Raw genomic sequence first — 16467 nt, 5'->3', positions numbered from 1 at the left:
TTTCAATATCACAGGATGGCTGTCAGTTTCGGGCCCTTAATGCGGTATCTGCGCCCACCCGGGTGCCGCAGGGGTGGGGATAGGATTTGGATGTCCCGCAACCGACCAAGGAGCCCAGGCATGCCCAGCCAGACCGCCAGGCGGCGTGCCGTCTTCCTCGACATCGATGGAACCTATGCAGACCACGGCCTGGCCCCGGATGCACACGTGGAGGCGGTCCGGACCGCCCGCAGGCTGGGCCACCTGGTCTTCGTGTGCACCGGGCGGCCGCTGTCCATGGTGCCCGGCCACATCCTGGATGCCGGCTTCGACGGCACTATCACGGGAGCCGGCGCCAGGGTGGAAGTCAATGGCGTGGTCCTCAGCGACCAGCGCTTTGACCCGGAACTGGCGGCGCTCATTGTGGAAACCCTCGATGCCCACGGTGCCGCCTACATCCTGGAAGCACCCGAGGCCCTGCACGGCCGCACCGGCGTGGACCAGCGGCTGAGGGAGGTTCTTGGCCCCATCTTCGCCGGCCGCCCCCAGCACGATGGAATCCTCAGCACCGACGTGGATCCGCTGGAGGACATCCTGGGGCCGATGCAGTACAGCGACGACCTCCGCAGCACGTCCTACGCCAAGATCTCCGTCTTCGATTCGCCGGTCCCGCTGAAGGGGCTGATCGAAAAGCTCGGCCCGGATGTCGGACTGATCCCGAGTTCACTGTCAGCGCTGGGAGACCGTGCCGGGGAGATCTTCATGGCGGGCACGCACAAGGCGGTGGGTATCCAGGTGGTGGAGGCCCGGCTTGGCCTCCACCGTGCTGACATCGTGGCTATCGGTGACAGCGCCAACGATATTGAAATGCTGGAATACGCCGGGGTGGGCATTGCCGTGGAAGGCGGCCACCCGGGCGTCCTTGCCGTGGCCGACAGGACCACCGCCGGGCCCGCAGGCGCAGGCGTTGCATTGGCCTTCGCCGATCTGGGGCTCCTGGACTGAACTCAGCGGACTGCAGCCGCGGCCCTGACCGCGCCGGCGGAGGTTCCGAGCCCGCGCACCGTCCAGCCTTCCCCCTGCCACGCAGCGGCGTCCAGCACGTTCCGCGCGTCCAGGACCACCCGTCGTCGGACCAGCTGCCCGGCCGCCACGGGGCAGAGCTGCAGGTACTCGTCCCCCTCGGTGAGCAGCAGCACCTGCTCGGCGTCCTGGAGCGCCCTCCCGGTGGACACTTCGAACCGGAGCCGGGGATGGCGGCGCCACGCATGGTTCACCGCTTTGGGGTCGGTCACCGTGACATGCGCGCCGGCGGCGGCCAGCCGGTCCGCCACGTCCAGTGCGGGGGAGTCGCGGATGTCGTCCGTGTCCGGCTTGAAGGAGGCTCCGAGCACGGTGATGGAACGCCCTGCCACCATGCCTCCGCACATTTCCGCTGCGAGGTCCACCGTGCGCTCCCGCTGGCCCAGGTTCACCGAATCGACCAGGCCCATCCAGTCCCGCACCGCGGAGACTCCCAGCGCAGTGGCCTGGGTACGGAAACTGCGGATGTCCTTGGGGAGGCAGCCGCCACCGAAACCCAGGCCCGCGTGCAGGTACCGGCTGCCGATCCTCGGGTCCAGCCCCATCGCCTCGCTGAGTTCGCTGACATCGGCGCCGGCGGCGTCGCATAATTCGGCGACGGCATTGATGAAGCTGACCTTGGTGGCAAGGTACGCGTTCGCGGCCGACTTGATGAGTTCGGCCGTGGCGAAGTTGCAGACAAGCCGGGGGATCCCGGCGCGGAGCAACGGTTCATAGACAGCGTCCAGTGCCGCCGTCACGCCCAGCGGCGCCCGGGTAGCGGGGTTGAAGGCCGCAGCCCCGGCCGCCGTCTACGCCGTACACCAGCCGGTCCGGCACCAGTGAGTCCTTGACGGCCGTGCCCTGCCGCAGGAACTCGGGGTTCCAGCCGAGCAGCACGTCAGGCCGCGGAGCCAGCACACCCCGGAGCATGTCCACGGTGCCCACGGGCACCGTGGATTTGCCAACGACGACGGCGCCCGCGGCCAGGTGCGGCAGCAACGCTTCCGTCGCGGAGACCAGGAAGGTGAGGTCGGCGGCGTCGGACGCCTTGTCCTGCGGGGTCCCCACGCACAGGAAGTGCACCTGCGCAGCCCCGGCCTCGGCGGGGTGGGTGGAGAAGCGCAGCCGGCCGGTGGCGTGGCCGTCCCGGAGGAGCTCATCCAGTCCGGGCTCGTGGAACGGCGCCACGCCACGGGCCAGCTGCGCCACCTTGCCGGGATCGACGTCGATGCCCACCACGGTGTGGCCCATGGACGCCAGCGTTGCCGCATGGACGGCTCCGAGGTAACCGCAACCGATCACGGAGATTTTCACAGTTTCGCTCCTTTGCTGTTGACCGGCTCCGTTGACACCGGCACGTCCGCGATGACGTCGGTGTAGTGCTGCACCAGCTCGGTGCAGAGGGCCGGCCAGGTTCTGTCCTGCACCGAGGCGTGTGCCGCGGCGGCGAACGCGCGGCGCTTGGCGTCGTCGCCTATCAGGTCCTGCACGCGGGCACGCAGGGCGGACAGGTCACCCGGTTCGTACAGCCACCCGGTCCGCGAATTCTCCACCAGGTCCAAGGGGCCACCCCGGCCCGTGGCCACCACCGGCACACCCGATGCCATGGCCTCCTGGATGGTCTGGCAAAAGGTTTCGAACTCGCCCGGATGGACGAACAAGTCGAACGACGCCACTGCGCGTGCCAGCTCGTCGCCGCCCAGGAATCCCGTGAATGCCGCACCGGGGAGTGCAGCCTCCAGGGCGGCCCGCTGCGGCCCGTCGCCTACGACCACCAACTTTGTGTTGGGGATCCCCGTCAGCGCGGCGAGGTCTTCCACCTGTTTTTCCACCGCGAGCCTGCCAACGTAGCCGATGATCCGCTCGCCGCCGGGCGAAACCGAGGCCCGCCACCCGTCGTCGCGCTTTTCCGGCGAGAACCGCGCGGTATCCACGCCGCGCCGCCACATCCGCACCCGGGGAATGCCTCGCCCGCGCAACTGGTTCAGCGCGAACGTCGACGGCACCAGGGTGCGCGTGGCCAGCAGGTGGATGTTCTCCACGCGGTTCCAGGCCCAGTTCTCCAGGAACGGCACCCCGTACCGGGCGGCGTAACTGGGAACCTCGGTCTGGTAGACGGCCACCGACGGGATGCCAAGCTGATGGGCCGCCTGGGCCGCCCGCCAGCCCAGCACGAACGGCGAGGCAAGGTGCACCACGTCAGGGGCGTACTCGGCAAGGATTCGCTTGACCCGGTACACACCCCCCAGTGCCACCCGCACATTCGTATAACCCGCCAGGGGAACCGCGGGAAGCCGGTGGACCTCCGCGCCTTTGACCTGGCCCGGCGCTTGCCCGTCATGGGCGGACGGCGCAATGACCAGGACGTCATCGCCCCGGTCCTGAAGGTGGTCCAGGACCCGCAGGATTGAATGGGTGACGCCATTCATCAGCGGCAAAAATGATTCGGCAACGATTGCGATCCTCACCCTTCAACCGTGGATGCCGGCCCTGAAATGGCGGGGGAGGGGGCGTGACCCGCAGGGAAAGGTTGGGTGAACAGCTGCCCCTGGAACAGAAAAATACTAAGTAGCCTTGGCATTCGATGCTAAGCATGCTTACGTTATAGGGGGAGCAACGCCAGCCTCAAGCAGCCGGGGCGGGGCCGGGTGCCGGGACGAAACCCGGTGCCCGGGCTTCAGGCCCGCAGTCCCAGCACAAAAGACAAACCAAGGAGACGTAATGCTCAACAGGGAAAACCTTGAAAGCCTGCTCGCCAAGGGCGGCAACGTCGTGGGCACCGACGGTGCGAAAATTGGTTCAATTGGCCAGTTGTACGCAGACGACGACACGGGTGAGCCCACATGGGTTACGGTCAAGACCGGCCTCTTCGGCACCTCCGAGACCTTCGTGCCGGTCGAAGGCGCGCGCACCGAGGGCGAGGACCTGGTGGTTCCGTTCACCAAGGAGCACGTGAAGGACGCTCCCCGGGTAGAGGCCGACGGCCACCTCACCCCTGAGGAAGAGGACCGGCTGTACACCCACTACGACCGCGGTGCACGGACCTACACGGAAGCCCGCACCGGCACGGAATCCGACGCCGGTGACATCGACCTGCAGGGCGATGCCGACCTGAACGCCGGCACCCCCACGGCCGGGATCGGCGCAGGCCGGGACACCTACGACGACAACGGAACCCGAGACGCGGTGGGCCACGATACCTCCGGCCCTACCACCGACGACGCCATGACCCGGTCCGAGGAACGGCTCAACATCGGCAAGGAGCGCGAAGCAACCGGACGCGTCCGGCTTCGGAAGTACGTCACCACCGAGAACGTCACCAAGACCGTTCCTGTGGAACGCGAGGAAGTCCGCGTTGAGCGCGAACCCATTACGGACGCCAACCGCGGTGCGGCCCTGGATGGTCCCTCGATCAGCGAAGAGGAGCACGAGGTGGTCCTGCACGAGGAACGTCCGGTGGTGGAGAAGGAAGCCGTTCCGGTTGAGCGGGTCCGGCTGGACAAGGACGTTGTCCGCGACGATGTCACGGTGGATGAGGAAGTCCGCAAGGAGAACATCGAAACGGACGCCGACGGCCGCCGCTGACCCGTGGGGCGGTTCAACCGGTATTCGGGCAGCTTGACTCATCAGCGGCCCTGAAACGGTGAACGGCGCCGGGAGCCTTGGGGGTTCCCGGCGCCGCACCGTTAAGCGCTGGTGCAACCAGACTGTATGTCGTGGGTGCACCAGCCAGTAGGACGAATATCTTCAGAACTTACGGTTCATCTCTCATTCGCGGCTCCTGTTTCCCGGTTTGCGGATCCGGGTCCTTGGCTGGCGCGGGTCAGGCCCGGCGGCCAGCGGAAATCGCACTGCGTCCGGTCGTCGGACGGGGGCGTTGGTTTCAGATACCAATTTTACGGCCGGGCCCCGGAAAAAGCGCCGGGCGGCGGGGCATTTGATTGTTCACCCAGTCCCTTCGCGGAGCCTGTCGTTCGCGGGCAGGATGCACCCGGCGTGACACCATGGAACACGATGAAACTGCGTGCTGATCAGACCGGAAACCGTGGCCTTCCGATGCCTTTGTGGCTGCAGGGCGCCCTTGAAACGGCGCAGGCGGCCATCATTTCCGCGCTGGTGGTGATAGCGCCCATTGTCGCCGTCTGGGCCACGGCGGGTTTCCAAAACGGGCAGTTCGAGGTTTTGGCCCGACTGGCCGGCCAGTCCTGGCTTCTGGTCCACGGCGTGCCCCTGGAACTCACGGGAGCAGGGCCCGCCCCGGCAGCGCACGGCGGATCCGACGTCCTCAGCCTGATTCCCCTTGGCCTGACCCTGATTCCTTTCCTGCTGGCCTGGCGCGCCGGCCGGCGCCTGGCCCGGGCCTCCTACACCGACCAACTGTGGCAGGCCCTGCTGGGCTCGTGGATGGTCTACGCAGCCTTCGGTGCGGCTACCGGTTTCGTGTGCCGCAGCACCGACGTCGTCATCAATCTCTGGTACGCCATGCTGGTTCCGCTGATTCCTTACGGACTGGGCATGGTGATCGGCGCCCGCAGGGAAGCCGGCTCCTGGAGCCGGCTGATCGGCGTCGACGCGGTGGACTGGATTTCGCGGACCAGCCAGCATTCGCGATGGGCGGGCTCGTACTTCGCGTCTGCGGCGAAGGCCGGATTCGTGGCCGTGGTCTCTGCGCTCACCCTGTCGGCGGTGCTGTTGACCGTGGACCTGTTCATCCACTGGAACCTCGTCGTCTCCGTCTATGAGGCGCTCGACGCCGGCCCGGTGGGAGGTGCCGCCCTCACCATCGCGCAGCTCGGCTTCCTGCCAAACCTGGTGGTATTTTCCCTCGCCTGGACATCAGGTGCGGGTTTCGCCATGGGCGTGGGTTCCCAGGCTGGGCCGCTGGGCACCGCAGTGGGTCCCATGCCCTCCGTTCCCGTCCTGGCCGCCATCCCGTCGGGCACCTTGGACTACGCCTTCGTGGCGTTGATCGTTCCGGTGCTGGCCGGCGTCGTGGCAGGCTGGTGGTTCCTTCGGGAGGGGGAGAACCACTTCGACGAATGGCTTGCCATCAAGATCCATGCGCGCTGGTTCACAGCAAGCGCCTCCACCCTGGTGCTCGGTGCTCTGGCCGGGCTGGCTGCGGGGGTGTTGACGATGTGCCTGGCCTGGGTGGCCCGGGGGTCCGCGGGGCTCGGCCGCCTGACCGATATCGGACCCGACCCGCTCTGGACCGGTCTGTGGGTGGCGGCCGAGGTTGGCGTCGGCGTCGTCATTGGCTACGCCGCCGGGCCCTGGCTGGAACGTGAGGAAAGCGGTGCCAGGGAACGGGATACGGAACTTGTCAGCTAGGCGCCTTGCCGGCCCGCGCTAACCCAACTTTGTGGGCAGGACATCCTGGAACTGGGTCACACACGCGTGCGTCGCCCGGTCCGTCAGTGCCCGGCCCAGGCATGCCTGGTAGTCGCGCACCTGGTCGAAAAAGACCATGGCGGTGATGATCAGCGGCACCATCACGACGGCCACCACCAGGCCGGAGATGGTGCCAATAAGAACCAGTTTTGATTCCCTTAACCGGATGGCCCGGGCCAGCAGGAATATCCCCAGCACCAGGCTGGCTGCCGTGAGGACAGTAGACAGCCACAGGTAGTTGACGTCCAGCTGGTAGACGAACAGCGCGCCGAGGACCGAGACCAAGAACATCCGGAACAGGGTCAGGGTCTTGGTGAGGGAGGCTTTTGCCGCCTCGCTGAGCGGGGGTTTGGCCCGTTGCTGCGCGCCCCGGCCCGGTTGGCTGTTCATGTTTTCCAGCGTACGCGAGCGTGCACCTAAGCTGGACCAATGCGTATCGTCGTCCTCGTCTCCGGCACCGGGTCCAATCTCCAAGCAGTCATCGACGCCGTCAAGGCGGGGGAACTCGACGTGGAGATCGCTGCGGTGGGGGCTGACAGGGAGGGAACCTTCGGCGTCGAACGCTCCGCCGCGGCAGGCATCCCCACGTTCGTGGTGGACTTCAAGTCCTACCGGGACCGCGCAGACTGGAACGCCGCCCTGACCGACGCCGTAGCCGCCTTCAAACCTGACGTGGTGGTGTCCTCCGGCTTCATGCGGATCGTCAGCCCGGAATTCATCGACGCCTTCAACGGCAAGTACCTGAACACCCACCCTGCGCTGCTTCCGGCGTTTCCCGGGGCCCACGGCGTACGGGACGCCATGGCCTACGGCGTGAAGGTGACCGGCTGCACGGTGCACTGGGCCGACGCCGGCGTGGACACCGGGCCCATCATCGCCCAGGAGGCCGTGACCATCGAGGACTCGGACACCGAGGAGACCCTGCACGAGCGCATCAAAGTGGTGGAGCGCCGGCTGTTGGTGTCCACCCTGGCGGCGCTGGCCTCTGCCGGCGCCTGAGCATCCGAAACCAGGCCGTACCGACGCGCTTCTTCCCTCTCGACGCGCAGATTCCCTGACGCGCATTGTATGCAGGGGCGTCAGGGAACTTGAGCGTCGAATTCGAATCTGGGCGCGGCCGCCTGCCTGCTACTCGAGCCGGCGCTGCCGGGTTTCAGGGGAAAAGAAGGCCATCCACAGCACGGACACCAGCACCAGGGCACCGGCCAGCGCAAAAGACGTGGCAAGGCCCAGCTCCGGCCAGAAATAGTTGGCGAAAATCAGCGGCCCAAAGCCGGCGCCCAGCCGCGAGAACGTGGACGCCCAGCCGAAGCCGCTGCCTCGCAGCTCGGTGGGGTACAGCTCTGAAACGTACGCGTACAGCACGGGGATGGCCACCTGGACCACGAACCCGAACACCAGCAGCCAGAACACCGCCGCCGTCGGAATATCAACCACGAACGCCACGATCACCAGGGTCAGGGCGGACAGCGGCCCGGTGATGGCGAGGATCCACTTGCGTCCCACCCGTTCCACGAGCACCGCTGCCACCACCACGCCAAGGAAGCCGACGGCGGCCATGGACGCCGTGGTGACGAACGCCTTGTACTCCGCGAACCCGGCGCTGATCAGGATCCTCGGCATCCATGTCAGGGACAGGTAGTAGACCAGGAGAATGCTGAAGAACAGGGCCCAGGCGGCTGTGGTGATCTTCCAGTTGAACTGCCAGACGGACCGCAGCTGCCTCCAGGCGCTGCCGGCCGAAAGCCTCGGCGCGTCCTTGGCATCGGGCAGGCTGTAGGCCCGGGTTTCGGCGCCTGTGGCCACCACCAGCCCGTCAATGATCCTCGCCGCTTCCTCCCGCCTGCCCTTGCGGATCAAGAACAACGGGGACTCCGGGACGCTCCGCCGGACCCAGAAGACGAGCAGTGCCGGCAGCACCATCACCAGCATGGTCAGGCGCCAGTCACCGTTCAGGGCCACCAGCCCGGCGGAGACGAACCCTGCCAGGGCGGCGCCGATGGGCCACCAGCCGTCCATGGCGGTCAGGACCTTGCCGCGCTGCTTCCTTGGCGTGAACTCACCTACCAGGGCGTAATCCACCGGAATGCAGCCGCCCAGGCCGAAGCCCGCCAGGAACCGGAAGATGCAGAACCACATGAAGTCGGGGGAGAAGGCGCCCAACACCGTGAAGATGGAAAACAGGAGCAACGTGGCCGTGAACGCCTTCTTGCGGCCTGCCGTATCCGCGATGGTGCCCCAGGCGAACGCGCCCAGTGCCATTCCGATCAGGTTGGCCGTACCTACCCAGGCGGCCTCGCCCGGTGTCAGCGCCCAGTGCGTGGACAGGAGCGGGATGAGGATGCCGTTCAGGGTCACATCCCAGGCGTCGAACATGAAGCCAAGTCCCCCGATCAGGAAGATCCTGCCCTGGACTTTCCACCGCCAGGGCAGTTCCTGGACCACCTGTTCGCCGCTGGGCACAGTGGTGTAAGTATTCATCGCCGCCTCCTGCTGAAGACTCTATCCGGGCCTGCAGACGTTCACACTCCGGCGCACACAAGGGGTAACCGCTGCCTTCGCGATAAACTGGCCCTATCCCCACCAACCGCGGCGTTGTTCCGCGAGATAAGACGGAGACATTTGTGAGCTTCACGCAGCATGAACGCGTATCCATTGACCGTGTACCCATCCGCCGGGCCCTCATCTCGGTTTACGACAAAACCGGTCTGGAGGAGCTCGCCACAGGCCTGCACGCGGCCGGCGTGAAGCTCGTCTCCACCGGTTCCACGGCCAAGAAGATCGCCGCCGCGGGCATCCCCGTCCAGGAGGTGGAGGAAGTCACCGGCTCCCCGGAAATGCTGGACGGCCGCGTCAAGACGCTCCACCCGCGTGTTCACGGCGGCATCCTGGCCGACCGTCGGGTCCCGGCCCACATGGAAACGCTCGCCAGCATGGACATCGAGGCCTTCGACCTCGTTGTGGTGAACCTCTACCCGTTCGTGGAGACGGTGAAGTCCGGCGCCGCACAGGACGACGTCGTTGAGCAGATCGATATCGGAGGCCCGGCGATGGTTCGCTCGGCCGCGAAGAACCACGCCGCCGTCGCCATTGTTGTGGACCCGTCCTTCTACGGCCAGGTGGTGGCGGCCGCTGCCGCCGGCGGCTTCGACCTGAAGACGCGCCGACGCCTCGCCGCCAAGGCGTTCGCGCACACTGCCGCTTACGACAATGCCGTGGCCATTTGGACCGCCAGCCAGTTCCTGGATGAGGACGGCGACGGCGTCATCGACTGGCCCGCCTATGCCGGCCTGTCCCTGGAGCGCTCGGAGGTCCTGCGCTACGGCGAGAACCCGCACCAGCAGGCGGCACTCTATGTGGACAAGGCCGCTCCGGTTGGCATCGCCCAGGCGGACCAGCTGCACGGCAAGGCCATGAGCTACAACAACTTCGTTGACGCCGACGCCGCCCTGCGCGCCGCCTACGACTTCAGCGAACCCGCCGTCGCCATCATCAAGCACGCCAACCCGTGCGGTGTTGCCGTTGGTTCGGCGGATGCCACTGACCCCATCGCCGACGCGCACGCCAAGGCCCACGCCTGCGACCCCGTCTCCGCGTTCGGTGGCGTCATCGCGGCCAACCGCACCGTCACCGCGGGCATGGCCAACACGGTCAAGGACATCTTCACGGAGGTTGTCATCGCCCCCGGCTTCGAGCCCGAGGCCGTGGAGATCCTGTCCAAGAAGAAGAACATCCGTCTGCTTGCCCTCCCCGAAGGCTACGGCCGGTACCCCACGGAGTTCCGCCAGGTTTCCGGTGGCATGCTGGTACAGGTCAGCGACAAGGTGGACGCTGACGGCGACAACCCCGCAAACTGGACCCTCGCGGCTGGTGAGGCCGCCGACGAAAAGACCCTCGCGGACCTCGCCTTCGCCTGGACCGCGTGCCGTGCAGCGAAGTCAAACGCCATCCTGATTGCCGACAACGGCGCCGCCGTGGGCATCGGCATGGGCCAGGTCAACAGGCTCGATTCATGCCGCCTCGCCGTGGAGCGGGCCAACACCCTGGGCGTGAAGGTTGAGTCCGACGTCGAAGGTGCCGGCGGTGCCTCGAATGCGGACGCGAGCGGCGCACCGGAGCGGGCCCGCGGCGCCGTGGCGGCCTCGGATGCCTTCTTCCCGTTCGCCGACGGCCTGCAGATCCTGGTCGACGCCGGTGTCCGCGCCGTGGTCCAGCCGGGCGGATCCGTCCGCGACGAGGAAGTCATCGCGGCAGCCAACGCCGCGGGGATCACCATGTACTTCACCGGAGCCCGGCACTTCTTCCACTAATCCCCACCGGCTCCCTAACCTCGCTGCGCTCGGCCAGGGGACCCTGCCGGCGGGGCCCCAGGGCAGTGGATGATGGATAAAGTGTTTAACGACGACGGCGCCCGTCCCCTTCACAGGGACGGGCGCCGTCGTCGTTGTGCTGGCCTACTCCTTGTCACCAGGGCCGGCCTCCGGCTTGGGAAGCCGAATTTCCCGGGGCTTGGATTCCGCCATCCGCTCCTCGGTCCAGTACTCGAGGACTTCCTCGCTGGACTGGTCAAGATCTATGTGGCTGACGGGGTCCTCGTCCGAAGCCGGCTCCCTAGGATTTTGCTGCACGCTTGTACGTGTCCTGGATAACCGAGCCCCAGTACGGGCCGTACATCACAGCTGAACCGTTGTAGCCGTAGCTGTTGATCGAGTTCTGCAGGCCGTCGGAGCCGATGCCGATGAACCACGGACCGCCCGAGGAACCGCCCGTCATGTCGCAGGGAATGCCCTGGGTGTCGAACTGCGGGTTGTTGGGATCATTCGTGGCCGTACCGGTGCAGCTCCACAGGGACGTGCCGTCGAACGGCGAGGCCTGCGGGTAGCCGTAGGCGGTGTAGGTCAGTCCGCGGGCCTGGTTGAAGGCAGTACCCGAGCCGCCGACGACGTCAGTGAGGTTCTGGCCGTTCAAGGGGTTCATGACGGCGAAGCCGGTGTCATAGGTCATGTCGCCATTGGAAACCCACTGGGTCGGGGCGTACAGGGCCTTCGCAGTCCACTTGCCGTATGGTGCCGCGCCGTTGTCGTATGCGGGCACGAAGACGAAGTTGGTGGCGTAGGCGCCACTCTCGTTCACACAGTGTCCGGCCGTGGCCACGGTGCTGCCGTTCGTGGAGGAGACAGCGTTGCCGGAGCACACGTAGTTGGTTGTGCCCAGGGTGAAGAAGACCTTCCCGATGTGGGAGACAGGATTCTCGCTCTTGGCAATGGTCGGCTTGCCCTTGGTTCCCTTGGTGGTGGAGGGCTTGCCCTTCTCCACGACAGCGAGGCTGGAGCGGTTGCCGCGCTCGAGCGCCTTGCCCGCCAGGGTGTCACCCGGAATGGCGCTTTGCATCCGCTCGGGGGTCCAGTAGTAGTCAGCTGCGCCGCCGGCGTCGACGGTGATGCTGGCAACCGAGGGGGTTGTCTTCCCATCGGACGGGGCGGGGGAGGCGGAAGCCCCGCCGGCTGAGGTGAGGGCCAGCACGGCGGCTGCGGAGAAGGTCAGGAGGCCGGATGCCAGGGACCTGGTACGTATCATTGTTGTCCTGTCTGAACGGGGTTGGGCCCGGATCGGGGGTGACTTAGCGAACTTATCGCCAGGCGCCACGTTTGTACACACTCGTGACCAATCATCCAGCGGCTGCGGCCGGCCCGGCACCCCGTGCAGCCCACCGCTTGCGATAGTGGCCGGGGCACCCTGGTGCGTGCCGCCGTCGGGCGTTCTCCATCGCTGTAATGCTGCTCTCAGCGGGGTAATCCGGGCGCCCCGTTAAGGTTCAAGCCGGCGTCCTCGGGTAAGTTGTACTTGGTGAAATAGACAGAATTTTCACAACCAAGCCGACCCACAGGGAGACGCCCGCGCATGTCCAAGATTATCTACACCCACACCGACGAAGCGCCGATGCTGGCTACCTATTCGTTCCTGCCCATCATCGAGGCTTTCGCTTCGACTGCAGGTGTGGAGGTGGAGACCCGCGACATCTCGCTCGCCGGCCGCATCATTGCCGTGTTCGGTGACTACCTCACCCCGGAGCAGCAGATCGGTGACGCCCTTGCTGAACTCGGTGAGCTGGCGAAGACGCCGGAAGCCAACATCATCAAGCTGCCCAACATCAGCGCCTCCATCCCGCAGCTGAAGGCGGCCATTGCAGAGCTGCAGGGCCAGGGCTACGCACTGCCGGACTACCCGGACAACCCCACCTCGGATGAAGAGACCGCCGTCCGCTCGCGCTACGACAAGATCAAGGGCTCCGCAGTGAACCCGGTCCTGCGTGAAGGCAACTCGGACCGCCGTGCGCCGCTGTCCGTGAAGAACTACGCCCGCCAGAACCCGCACTCCATGGGCGCCTGGACTGCGGACTCCAAGACCAACGTGGCCACCATGGGCCAGGACGACTTCCGTTCCAACGAGAAGTCCGTTGTGATCGAGTCCGAGGGCACCATCGCCGTCCAGCTGGTCCGTGAGGACGGCTCGGTGAAAGTCCTGAAGAAGGCCTTCCCGGTGCTGGCCGGCGAGGTCATTGATGGCACCGTGATGCGTGCCGCCGCCCTGGACGAGTTCCTGAAGGCCCAGGTTGCCCGTGCCAAGGAAGAGGGCGTGCTGTTCTCCGCACACCTGAAGGCCACCATGATGAAGGTTTCGGACCCGATCATCTTCGGCCACGTGGTGAAGGCATACTTCTCCGAGCTCTTCGAGACCTACGGCAAGCAGCTCAATGCCGCCGGCATCAGCCCCAACAATGGCCTGGCCGCCATCCTGAGCAGCCTCGAGGACCTGCCGGCGGACGTCCGCGAGGGCGTCCAGAACCTGATCAAGAAGGGCCTGGAAGACGGCCCCGCGCTGGCCATGGTGGACTCCGACAAGGGCATCACCAGCCTGAACGTGCCCTCCGACATCATCGTCGACGCCTCCATGCCGGCCATGATCCGCACCTCCGGCCACATGTGGGGCCCGGACGGCAAAGAAGCTGACACCCTGGCGGTCCTGCCGGACAGCTCCTACGCAGGCATCTACCAGGTGGTCATCGATGACTGCCGTGCCAACGGCGCCTACGACCCCACCACCATGGGCACCGTCCCGAACGTGGGTCTGATGGCTCAGGCAGCCGAAGAGTACGGCAGCCACGACAAGACGTTCGAAATCCAGGAAGCCGGCAAGGTGCAGATCGTTGACGGCAACGGCAACGTCCTGATCGAACACGACGTCGCCCCCGGTGACATCTGGCGCGCCTGCCAGACCAAGGACGCCCCCATCCGCGACTGGGTCAAGCTGGCCGTCACCCGCGCCCGCGCCTCGCAGATGCCTGCCGTGTTCTGGCTGGATGAAGAGCGCGCCCACGACGCCAACCTGATCGCCAAGGTCAACGAGTACCTGAAGGACCACGACACCGAGGGCCTGGACCTCCAGATCATGTCCCCGGTCAAGGCCACCGCTTTCACCCTGGAACGGATCCGCAAGGGCGAGGACACCATCTCCGTCACCGGCAACGTGCTCCGCGACTACCTCACGGACCTGTTCCCCATCCTGGAACTGGGCACCAGCGCTAAGATGCTCTCGGTTGTCCCGCTGATGAACGGCGGCGGACTCTTCGAGACCGGCGCCGGCGGTTCCGCCCCCAAGCACGTCCAGCAGTTGCTCAAGGAAAACCACCTGCGCTGGGACAGCCTGGGCGAGTTCCTTGCACTTGCCGTCAGCTTCGAGCACCTGGCCACCACCACCGGCAACGCCCGGGCACAGGTACTGGCCGATACCTTGGACCGCGCCACCGGCACGTTCCTGCTGGAGAACAAGTCGCCCAGCCGCCGCGCCGGCGAGCTGGACAACCGCGGCAGCCACTACTTCCTGGCCCGTTACTGGGCTGAGGAACTGGCCAAGCAGACGTCCGACGCCGACCTTGCCGCCGCGTTCAGCTCCATCGCCAGTGAGCTGTCTTCCAAGGAAGAAACGATCGTTGGCGAGCTGGCTGAGGTCCAGGGTTCACCCGTGGACATCGGAGGCTACTACCGCCCGGAGGACGCCAAGGCTTCCGCCGTGATGCGTCCGTCCGCCACCCTTAACAAGGTCATCGCCAGCCTGGCCTAGCCTGCCCCCTGCTGCGGCAGCCACAAAAGAGGCGGTGCTCCGGATGATTCCGGAGCACCGCCTCTTTGCATGCCAGCCTCATGGCGTGGGTTAGTTCTTGCCCTTGCCCTTGTCGCCGCCGTTGTTCTTGGCGGTGTCCGCCGCGCCGCTGCCCGAACCACCTTGGGCGGGAGCGGGTTGGGAGGCGGGTGCATCCGCTGTGGCGGAGGGGCTCTGGGCCGCTTTCTGCGCTGCTGTCCGCGCGTCCTCGGCGGCTTTCGCGGCAGCTTGCTGGGCGGCAACGGCGTCGTTGAGATCTGCCCTGACGGCACTGGCGACGGTGGTGATGCTGTGGCTCCGTTCCTCCGAAACCTGGCCCTTCGCCGCTGCCGCCGAGAGATCGGACTCAAGCCCGTCCAGCGCCTTGAGGGCTGAGGCAGGATCGTCCTGTGAGGCCGCCTGTGTAACTTCCAGTACCCGGGCCTGGAACTGGGTGGCGGCTTCCCGTTGCAGGCCGGTCCCGGGGGAGGCACACGCACCCAGGAGGGCGGCGGCCAGCAGCGCCGCGGAGCCGGCCACGGCCAACCGCACCACGGCAGTCCAGCGCAACGTCAAGGGGCCACGCTCTTCTGGAGTTCCTTCAGATGGTCGCCCAGGGTGCCCGTGACGGTGGGATAGGGCACGACGTCGGCGGGCCGGGCGGACACGCTGATCATCACCGCTGCGGCGGCTGCGGCAACCACCAGGATGCCGAGGACCACTGCCAGCCAGAACCGTTTGCGCCAGAAGAACCGGCGCAATCGGGAGGCGTTTTTCTCCGGCGGCCGCCGCGCGACGGCCGGGGCCGTTGCGTTGCGATCGGCCGCTCCGGCGGGTGCAGACGCTTCGCGCAGCTCCTCCACCGATTCTTCGGCGGTGATGGACGGCGGGTGGAAGGGCATAGCGGGCAGCACCCTGGTGGTCTCCGCGGCAAGCTCGCCGGGCGTGGAGGCGGGCGAGACCAGGGCGTGACGCAGCGAGGTCTCGATGTCGGCGGCGGTTGGCCGTTCGAGTGGCTCGATGGAAGTCATGGAGCGGATGAGCTCAGCCCATTCGGCGGGGACGTCGTCGGGAATTTCCGGGGCGCGATGCAGCCGGGCAACAGCGGATTCCACCGCACTGCCGGGGTACTCCACGGTGCCCTTGATGCACTCAAGCAGAACCAGTCCCAGGGAGTAGATGTCGGTTGCCGACGACAGGGGCTTGCCGAGGGCCTGCTCGGGGCTGAGGTAGGCGGCGGTGCCTACCATTGTCCCGGTGGCGGTGAGCCTGGTGGAGTCGACGATCCTCGCGATGCCGAAGTCGGTGAGTTTGGGGCGCAGGGGCTCGCCGGGACGGATCTGGACCAGGAGGATGTTGCCGGGTTTGACGTCGCGGTGGATGATGCCCAGGCCGTGCACGTAGGCCAGGGCATCGGCGATTCCTGCGCCGATAACGGACAGTTCTTCCAATGGCACCCGGCTGTGCCGGATGCGGCCGCGGAGATCCTGGCCCTCGACGAGCTCCATGGTCAGGAAGGGCCTGGGTTCGTCCGGAATCCGGTCGTCGATTCCAGCGTCGAACAGTGTGACCAGCCCCGGATGGTTGAGCGTGGCGAGCAACTGGATCTCGGCTTCCTGGCGCTTGAGCTCATCCGCGTCCGGGGCCTGCGGGGCGAAGAGTTTCAAGGCGACGTCGCGGCCGAGGTTTTCGTCGTGGGCACAGTACACCGATGACATTCCGCCCCGGCCTATTACCTCACTCAAACGGTAACGTCCGCCGACCACTTCATTCTTGATGGAGCTAGGCGATTCCGCCACCATGACCGTTCCTCCCGGTGCGCTGCGGCACTGTCGTACCCCAAATTATACGAGGGGCGCAGTGAAACCACAGATTGACCTTGGCTTTGGCAAT

The 16467-nt window shown here is 66.4% G+C and carries 13 protein-coding genes and 1 pseudogene; 6 read left to right on the top strand and 8 right to left on the bottom strand.

Annotated elements, in window-relative coordinates; genetic code table 11:
* Positions 1 to 120 precede the first annotated feature (120 nt).
* On the top strand, positions 121 to 984 hold the full coding sequence (locus tag QF050_RS18420) for an HAD family hydrolase (RefSeq protein ID WP_308931716.1): 864 nt from the start codon (positions 121 to 123) through the stop codon (positions 982 to 984).
* 2 nt (positions 985 to 986) lie between these two features.
* Here QF050_RS18420 and QF050_RS20390 read toward each other — a convergent pair.
* Both QF050_RS20390 and QF050_RS18405 read right to left on the bottom strand, forming a co-directional pair.
* Positions 987 to 2358 (bottom strand): annotated as a pseudogene (locus QF050_RS20390) (UDP-glucose/GDP-mannose dehydrogenase family protein).
* Positions 2355 to 3512 carry a glycosyltransferase family 1 protein gene (locus QF050_RS18405; RefSeq protein ID WP_308931713.1) on the bottom strand — a complete coding sequence of 386 codons (1158 nt, stop codon included), beginning with the start codon at positions 3510 to 3512 and terminating at the stop codon, positions 2355 to 2357. Before QF050_RS18405 ends, QF050_RS20390 begins: the two are co-directional and overlap by 4 nt.
* A gap of 253 nt (positions 3513 to 3765) precedes the next feature.
* Here QF050_RS18405 and QF050_RS18400 point away from each other — a divergent pair, with 253 nt between their 5' ends.
* Together QF050_RS18400 and QF050_RS18395 are read left to right on the top strand one after the other, a co-directional pair.
* On the top strand, positions 3766 to 4629 hold the full coding sequence (locus QF050_RS18400) for a PRC and DUF2382 domain-containing protein (RefSeq protein ID WP_308931712.1): 864 nt from the start codon (positions 3766 to 3768) through the stop codon (positions 4627 to 4629).
* A 429-nt stretch (positions 4630 to 5058) separates the two neighbouring features.
* On the top strand, positions 5059 to 6375 hold the full coding sequence (locus tag QF050_RS18395) for a DUF6350 family protein (protein ID WP_308931711.1): 1317 nt from the start codon (positions 5059 to 5061) through the stop codon (positions 6373 to 6375).
* Between the two features lie 18 nt (positions 6376 to 6393).
* Here QF050_RS18395 and QF050_RS18390 read toward each other — a convergent pair whose 3' ends face one another.
* On the bottom strand, positions 6394 to 6825 hold the full coding sequence (locus QF050_RS18390; protein ID WP_308931710.1) for a hypothetical protein: 432 nt from the start codon (positions 6823 to 6825) through the stop codon (positions 6394 to 6396).
* Positions 6826 to 6864: 39 nt separating this feature from the next.
* Between QF050_RS18390 and purN the strand changes: the two genes are divergently transcribed.
* Positions 6865 to 7434, top strand: coding sequence for a phosphoribosylglycinamide formyltransferase (purN, locus tag QF050_RS18385; protein ID WP_308931709.1), 570 nt, complete (start codon positions 6865 to 6867; stop codon positions 7432 to 7434).
* A gap of 129 nt (positions 7435 to 7563) precedes the next feature.
* Here the strand turns inward: purN and QF050_RS18380 are convergent, their stop codons facing one another.
* Positions 7564 to 8916, bottom strand: a complete 1353-nt coding sequence (locus tag QF050_RS18380) for an MFS transporter (RefSeq protein ID WP_308931708.1) — start codon at positions 8914 to 8916, stop codon at positions 7564 to 7566.
* A gap of 143 nt (positions 8917 to 9059) precedes the next feature.
* Here QF050_RS18380 and purH point away from each other — a divergent pair, with 143 nt between their 5' ends.
* The gene (gene purH, locus QF050_RS18375; RefSeq protein WP_308931707.1) at positions 9060 to 10745 is read left to right on the top strand and encodes a bifunctional phosphoribosylaminoimidazolecarboxamide formyltransferase/IMP cyclohydrolase; all 1686 of its coding nucleotides are present in this window, start codon (positions 9060 to 9062) and stop codon (positions 10743 to 10745) included.
* Positions 10746 to 10889: 144 nt separating this feature from the next.
* Here purH and QF050_RS18370 read toward each other — a convergent pair whose 3' ends face one another.
* A complete protein-coding gene (locus QF050_RS18370; protein WP_308931706.1) occupies positions 10890 to 11063 on the bottom strand; it encodes a hypothetical protein in 174 nt (57 codons plus the stop codon).
* Positions 11047 to 12012, bottom strand: coding sequence for a hypothetical protein (locus QF050_RS18365; RefSeq protein ID WP_308931705.1), 966 nt, complete (start codon positions 12010 to 12012; stop codon positions 11047 to 11049). Before QF050_RS18365 ends, QF050_RS18370 begins: the two co-directional genes overlap by 17 nt.
* Before the next feature lie 324 nt (positions 12013 to 12336).
* Between QF050_RS18365 and QF050_RS18360 the strand changes: the two genes are divergently transcribed.
* Positions 12337 to 14556 carry an NADP-dependent isocitrate dehydrogenase gene (locus QF050_RS18360; protein WP_308931704.1) on the top strand — a complete coding sequence of 740 codons (2220 nt, stop codon included), beginning with the start codon at positions 12337 to 12339 and terminating at the stop codon, positions 14554 to 14556.
* 90 nt (positions 14557 to 14646) lie between these two features.
* Here the strand turns inward: QF050_RS18360 and QF050_RS18355 are convergent, their stop codons facing one another.
* Together QF050_RS18355 and QF050_RS18350 are read right to left on the bottom strand one after the other, a co-directional pair.
* Positions 14647 to 15150: a hypothetical protein gene (locus QF050_RS18355; protein ID WP_308931703.1), complete on the bottom strand. Its 504-nt coding sequence runs from the start codon at positions 15148 to 15150 to the stop codon at positions 14647 to 14649.
* Positions 15147 to 16376: a serine/threonine-protein kinase gene (locus QF050_RS18350; RefSeq protein ID WP_308931702.1), complete on the bottom strand. Its 1230-nt coding sequence runs from the start codon at positions 16374 to 16376 to the stop codon at positions 15147 to 15149. The genes QF050_RS18355 and QF050_RS18350 overlap by 4 nt, the downstream gene beginning before the upstream one ends.
* Positions 16377 to 16467: the final 91 nt, after the last annotated feature.

Source organism: Arthrobacter sp. SLBN-112 (genome assembly GCF_030944625.1).
In the GTDB taxonomy this organism is placed as follows: domain Bacteria; phylum Actinomycetota; class Actinomycetes; order Actinomycetales; family Micrococcaceae; genus Arthrobacter.
This window is presented reverse-complemented; position numbering and strand designations above follow the sequence as displayed.

Coding starts and splice junctions, on each gene's coding strand:
- QF050_RS18360 (WP_308931704.1), top strand. CDS start 12,337: ATGTCCAAGATTATCTACACCCACACCGACGAAGCGCCGATGCTGGCT.
- QF050_RS18400 (WP_308931712.1), top strand. CDS start 3,766: ATGCTCAACAGGGAAAACCTTGAAAGCCTGCTCGCCAAGGGCGGCAAC.
- QF050_RS18420 (WP_308931716.1), top strand. CDS start 121: ATGCCCAGCCAGACCGCCAGGCGGCGTGCCGTCTTCCTCGACATCGAT.
- QF050_RS18350 (WP_308931702.1), bottom strand. CDS start 16,376: ATGGTGGCGGAATCGCCTAGCTCCATCAAGAATGAAGTGGTCGGCGGA.
- QF050_RS18390 (WP_308931710.1), bottom strand. CDS start 6,825: ATGAACAGCCAACCGGGCCGGGGCGCGCAGCAACGGGCCAAACCCCCG.
- QF050_RS18395 (WP_308931711.1), top strand. CDS start 5,059: ATGAAACTGCGTGCTGATCAGACCGGAAACCGTGGCCTTCCGATGCCT.
- QF050_RS18380 (WP_308931708.1), bottom strand. CDS start 8,916: ATGAATACTTACACCACTGTGCCCAGCGGCGAACAGGTGGTCCAGGAA.
- purN (WP_308931709.1), top strand. CDS start 6,865: ATGCGTATCGTCGTCCTCGTCTCCGGCACCGGGTCCAATCTCCAAGCA.
- QF050_RS18365 (WP_308931705.1), bottom strand. CDS start 12,012: ATGATACGTACCAGGTCCCTGGCATCCGGCCTCCTGACCTTCTCCGCA.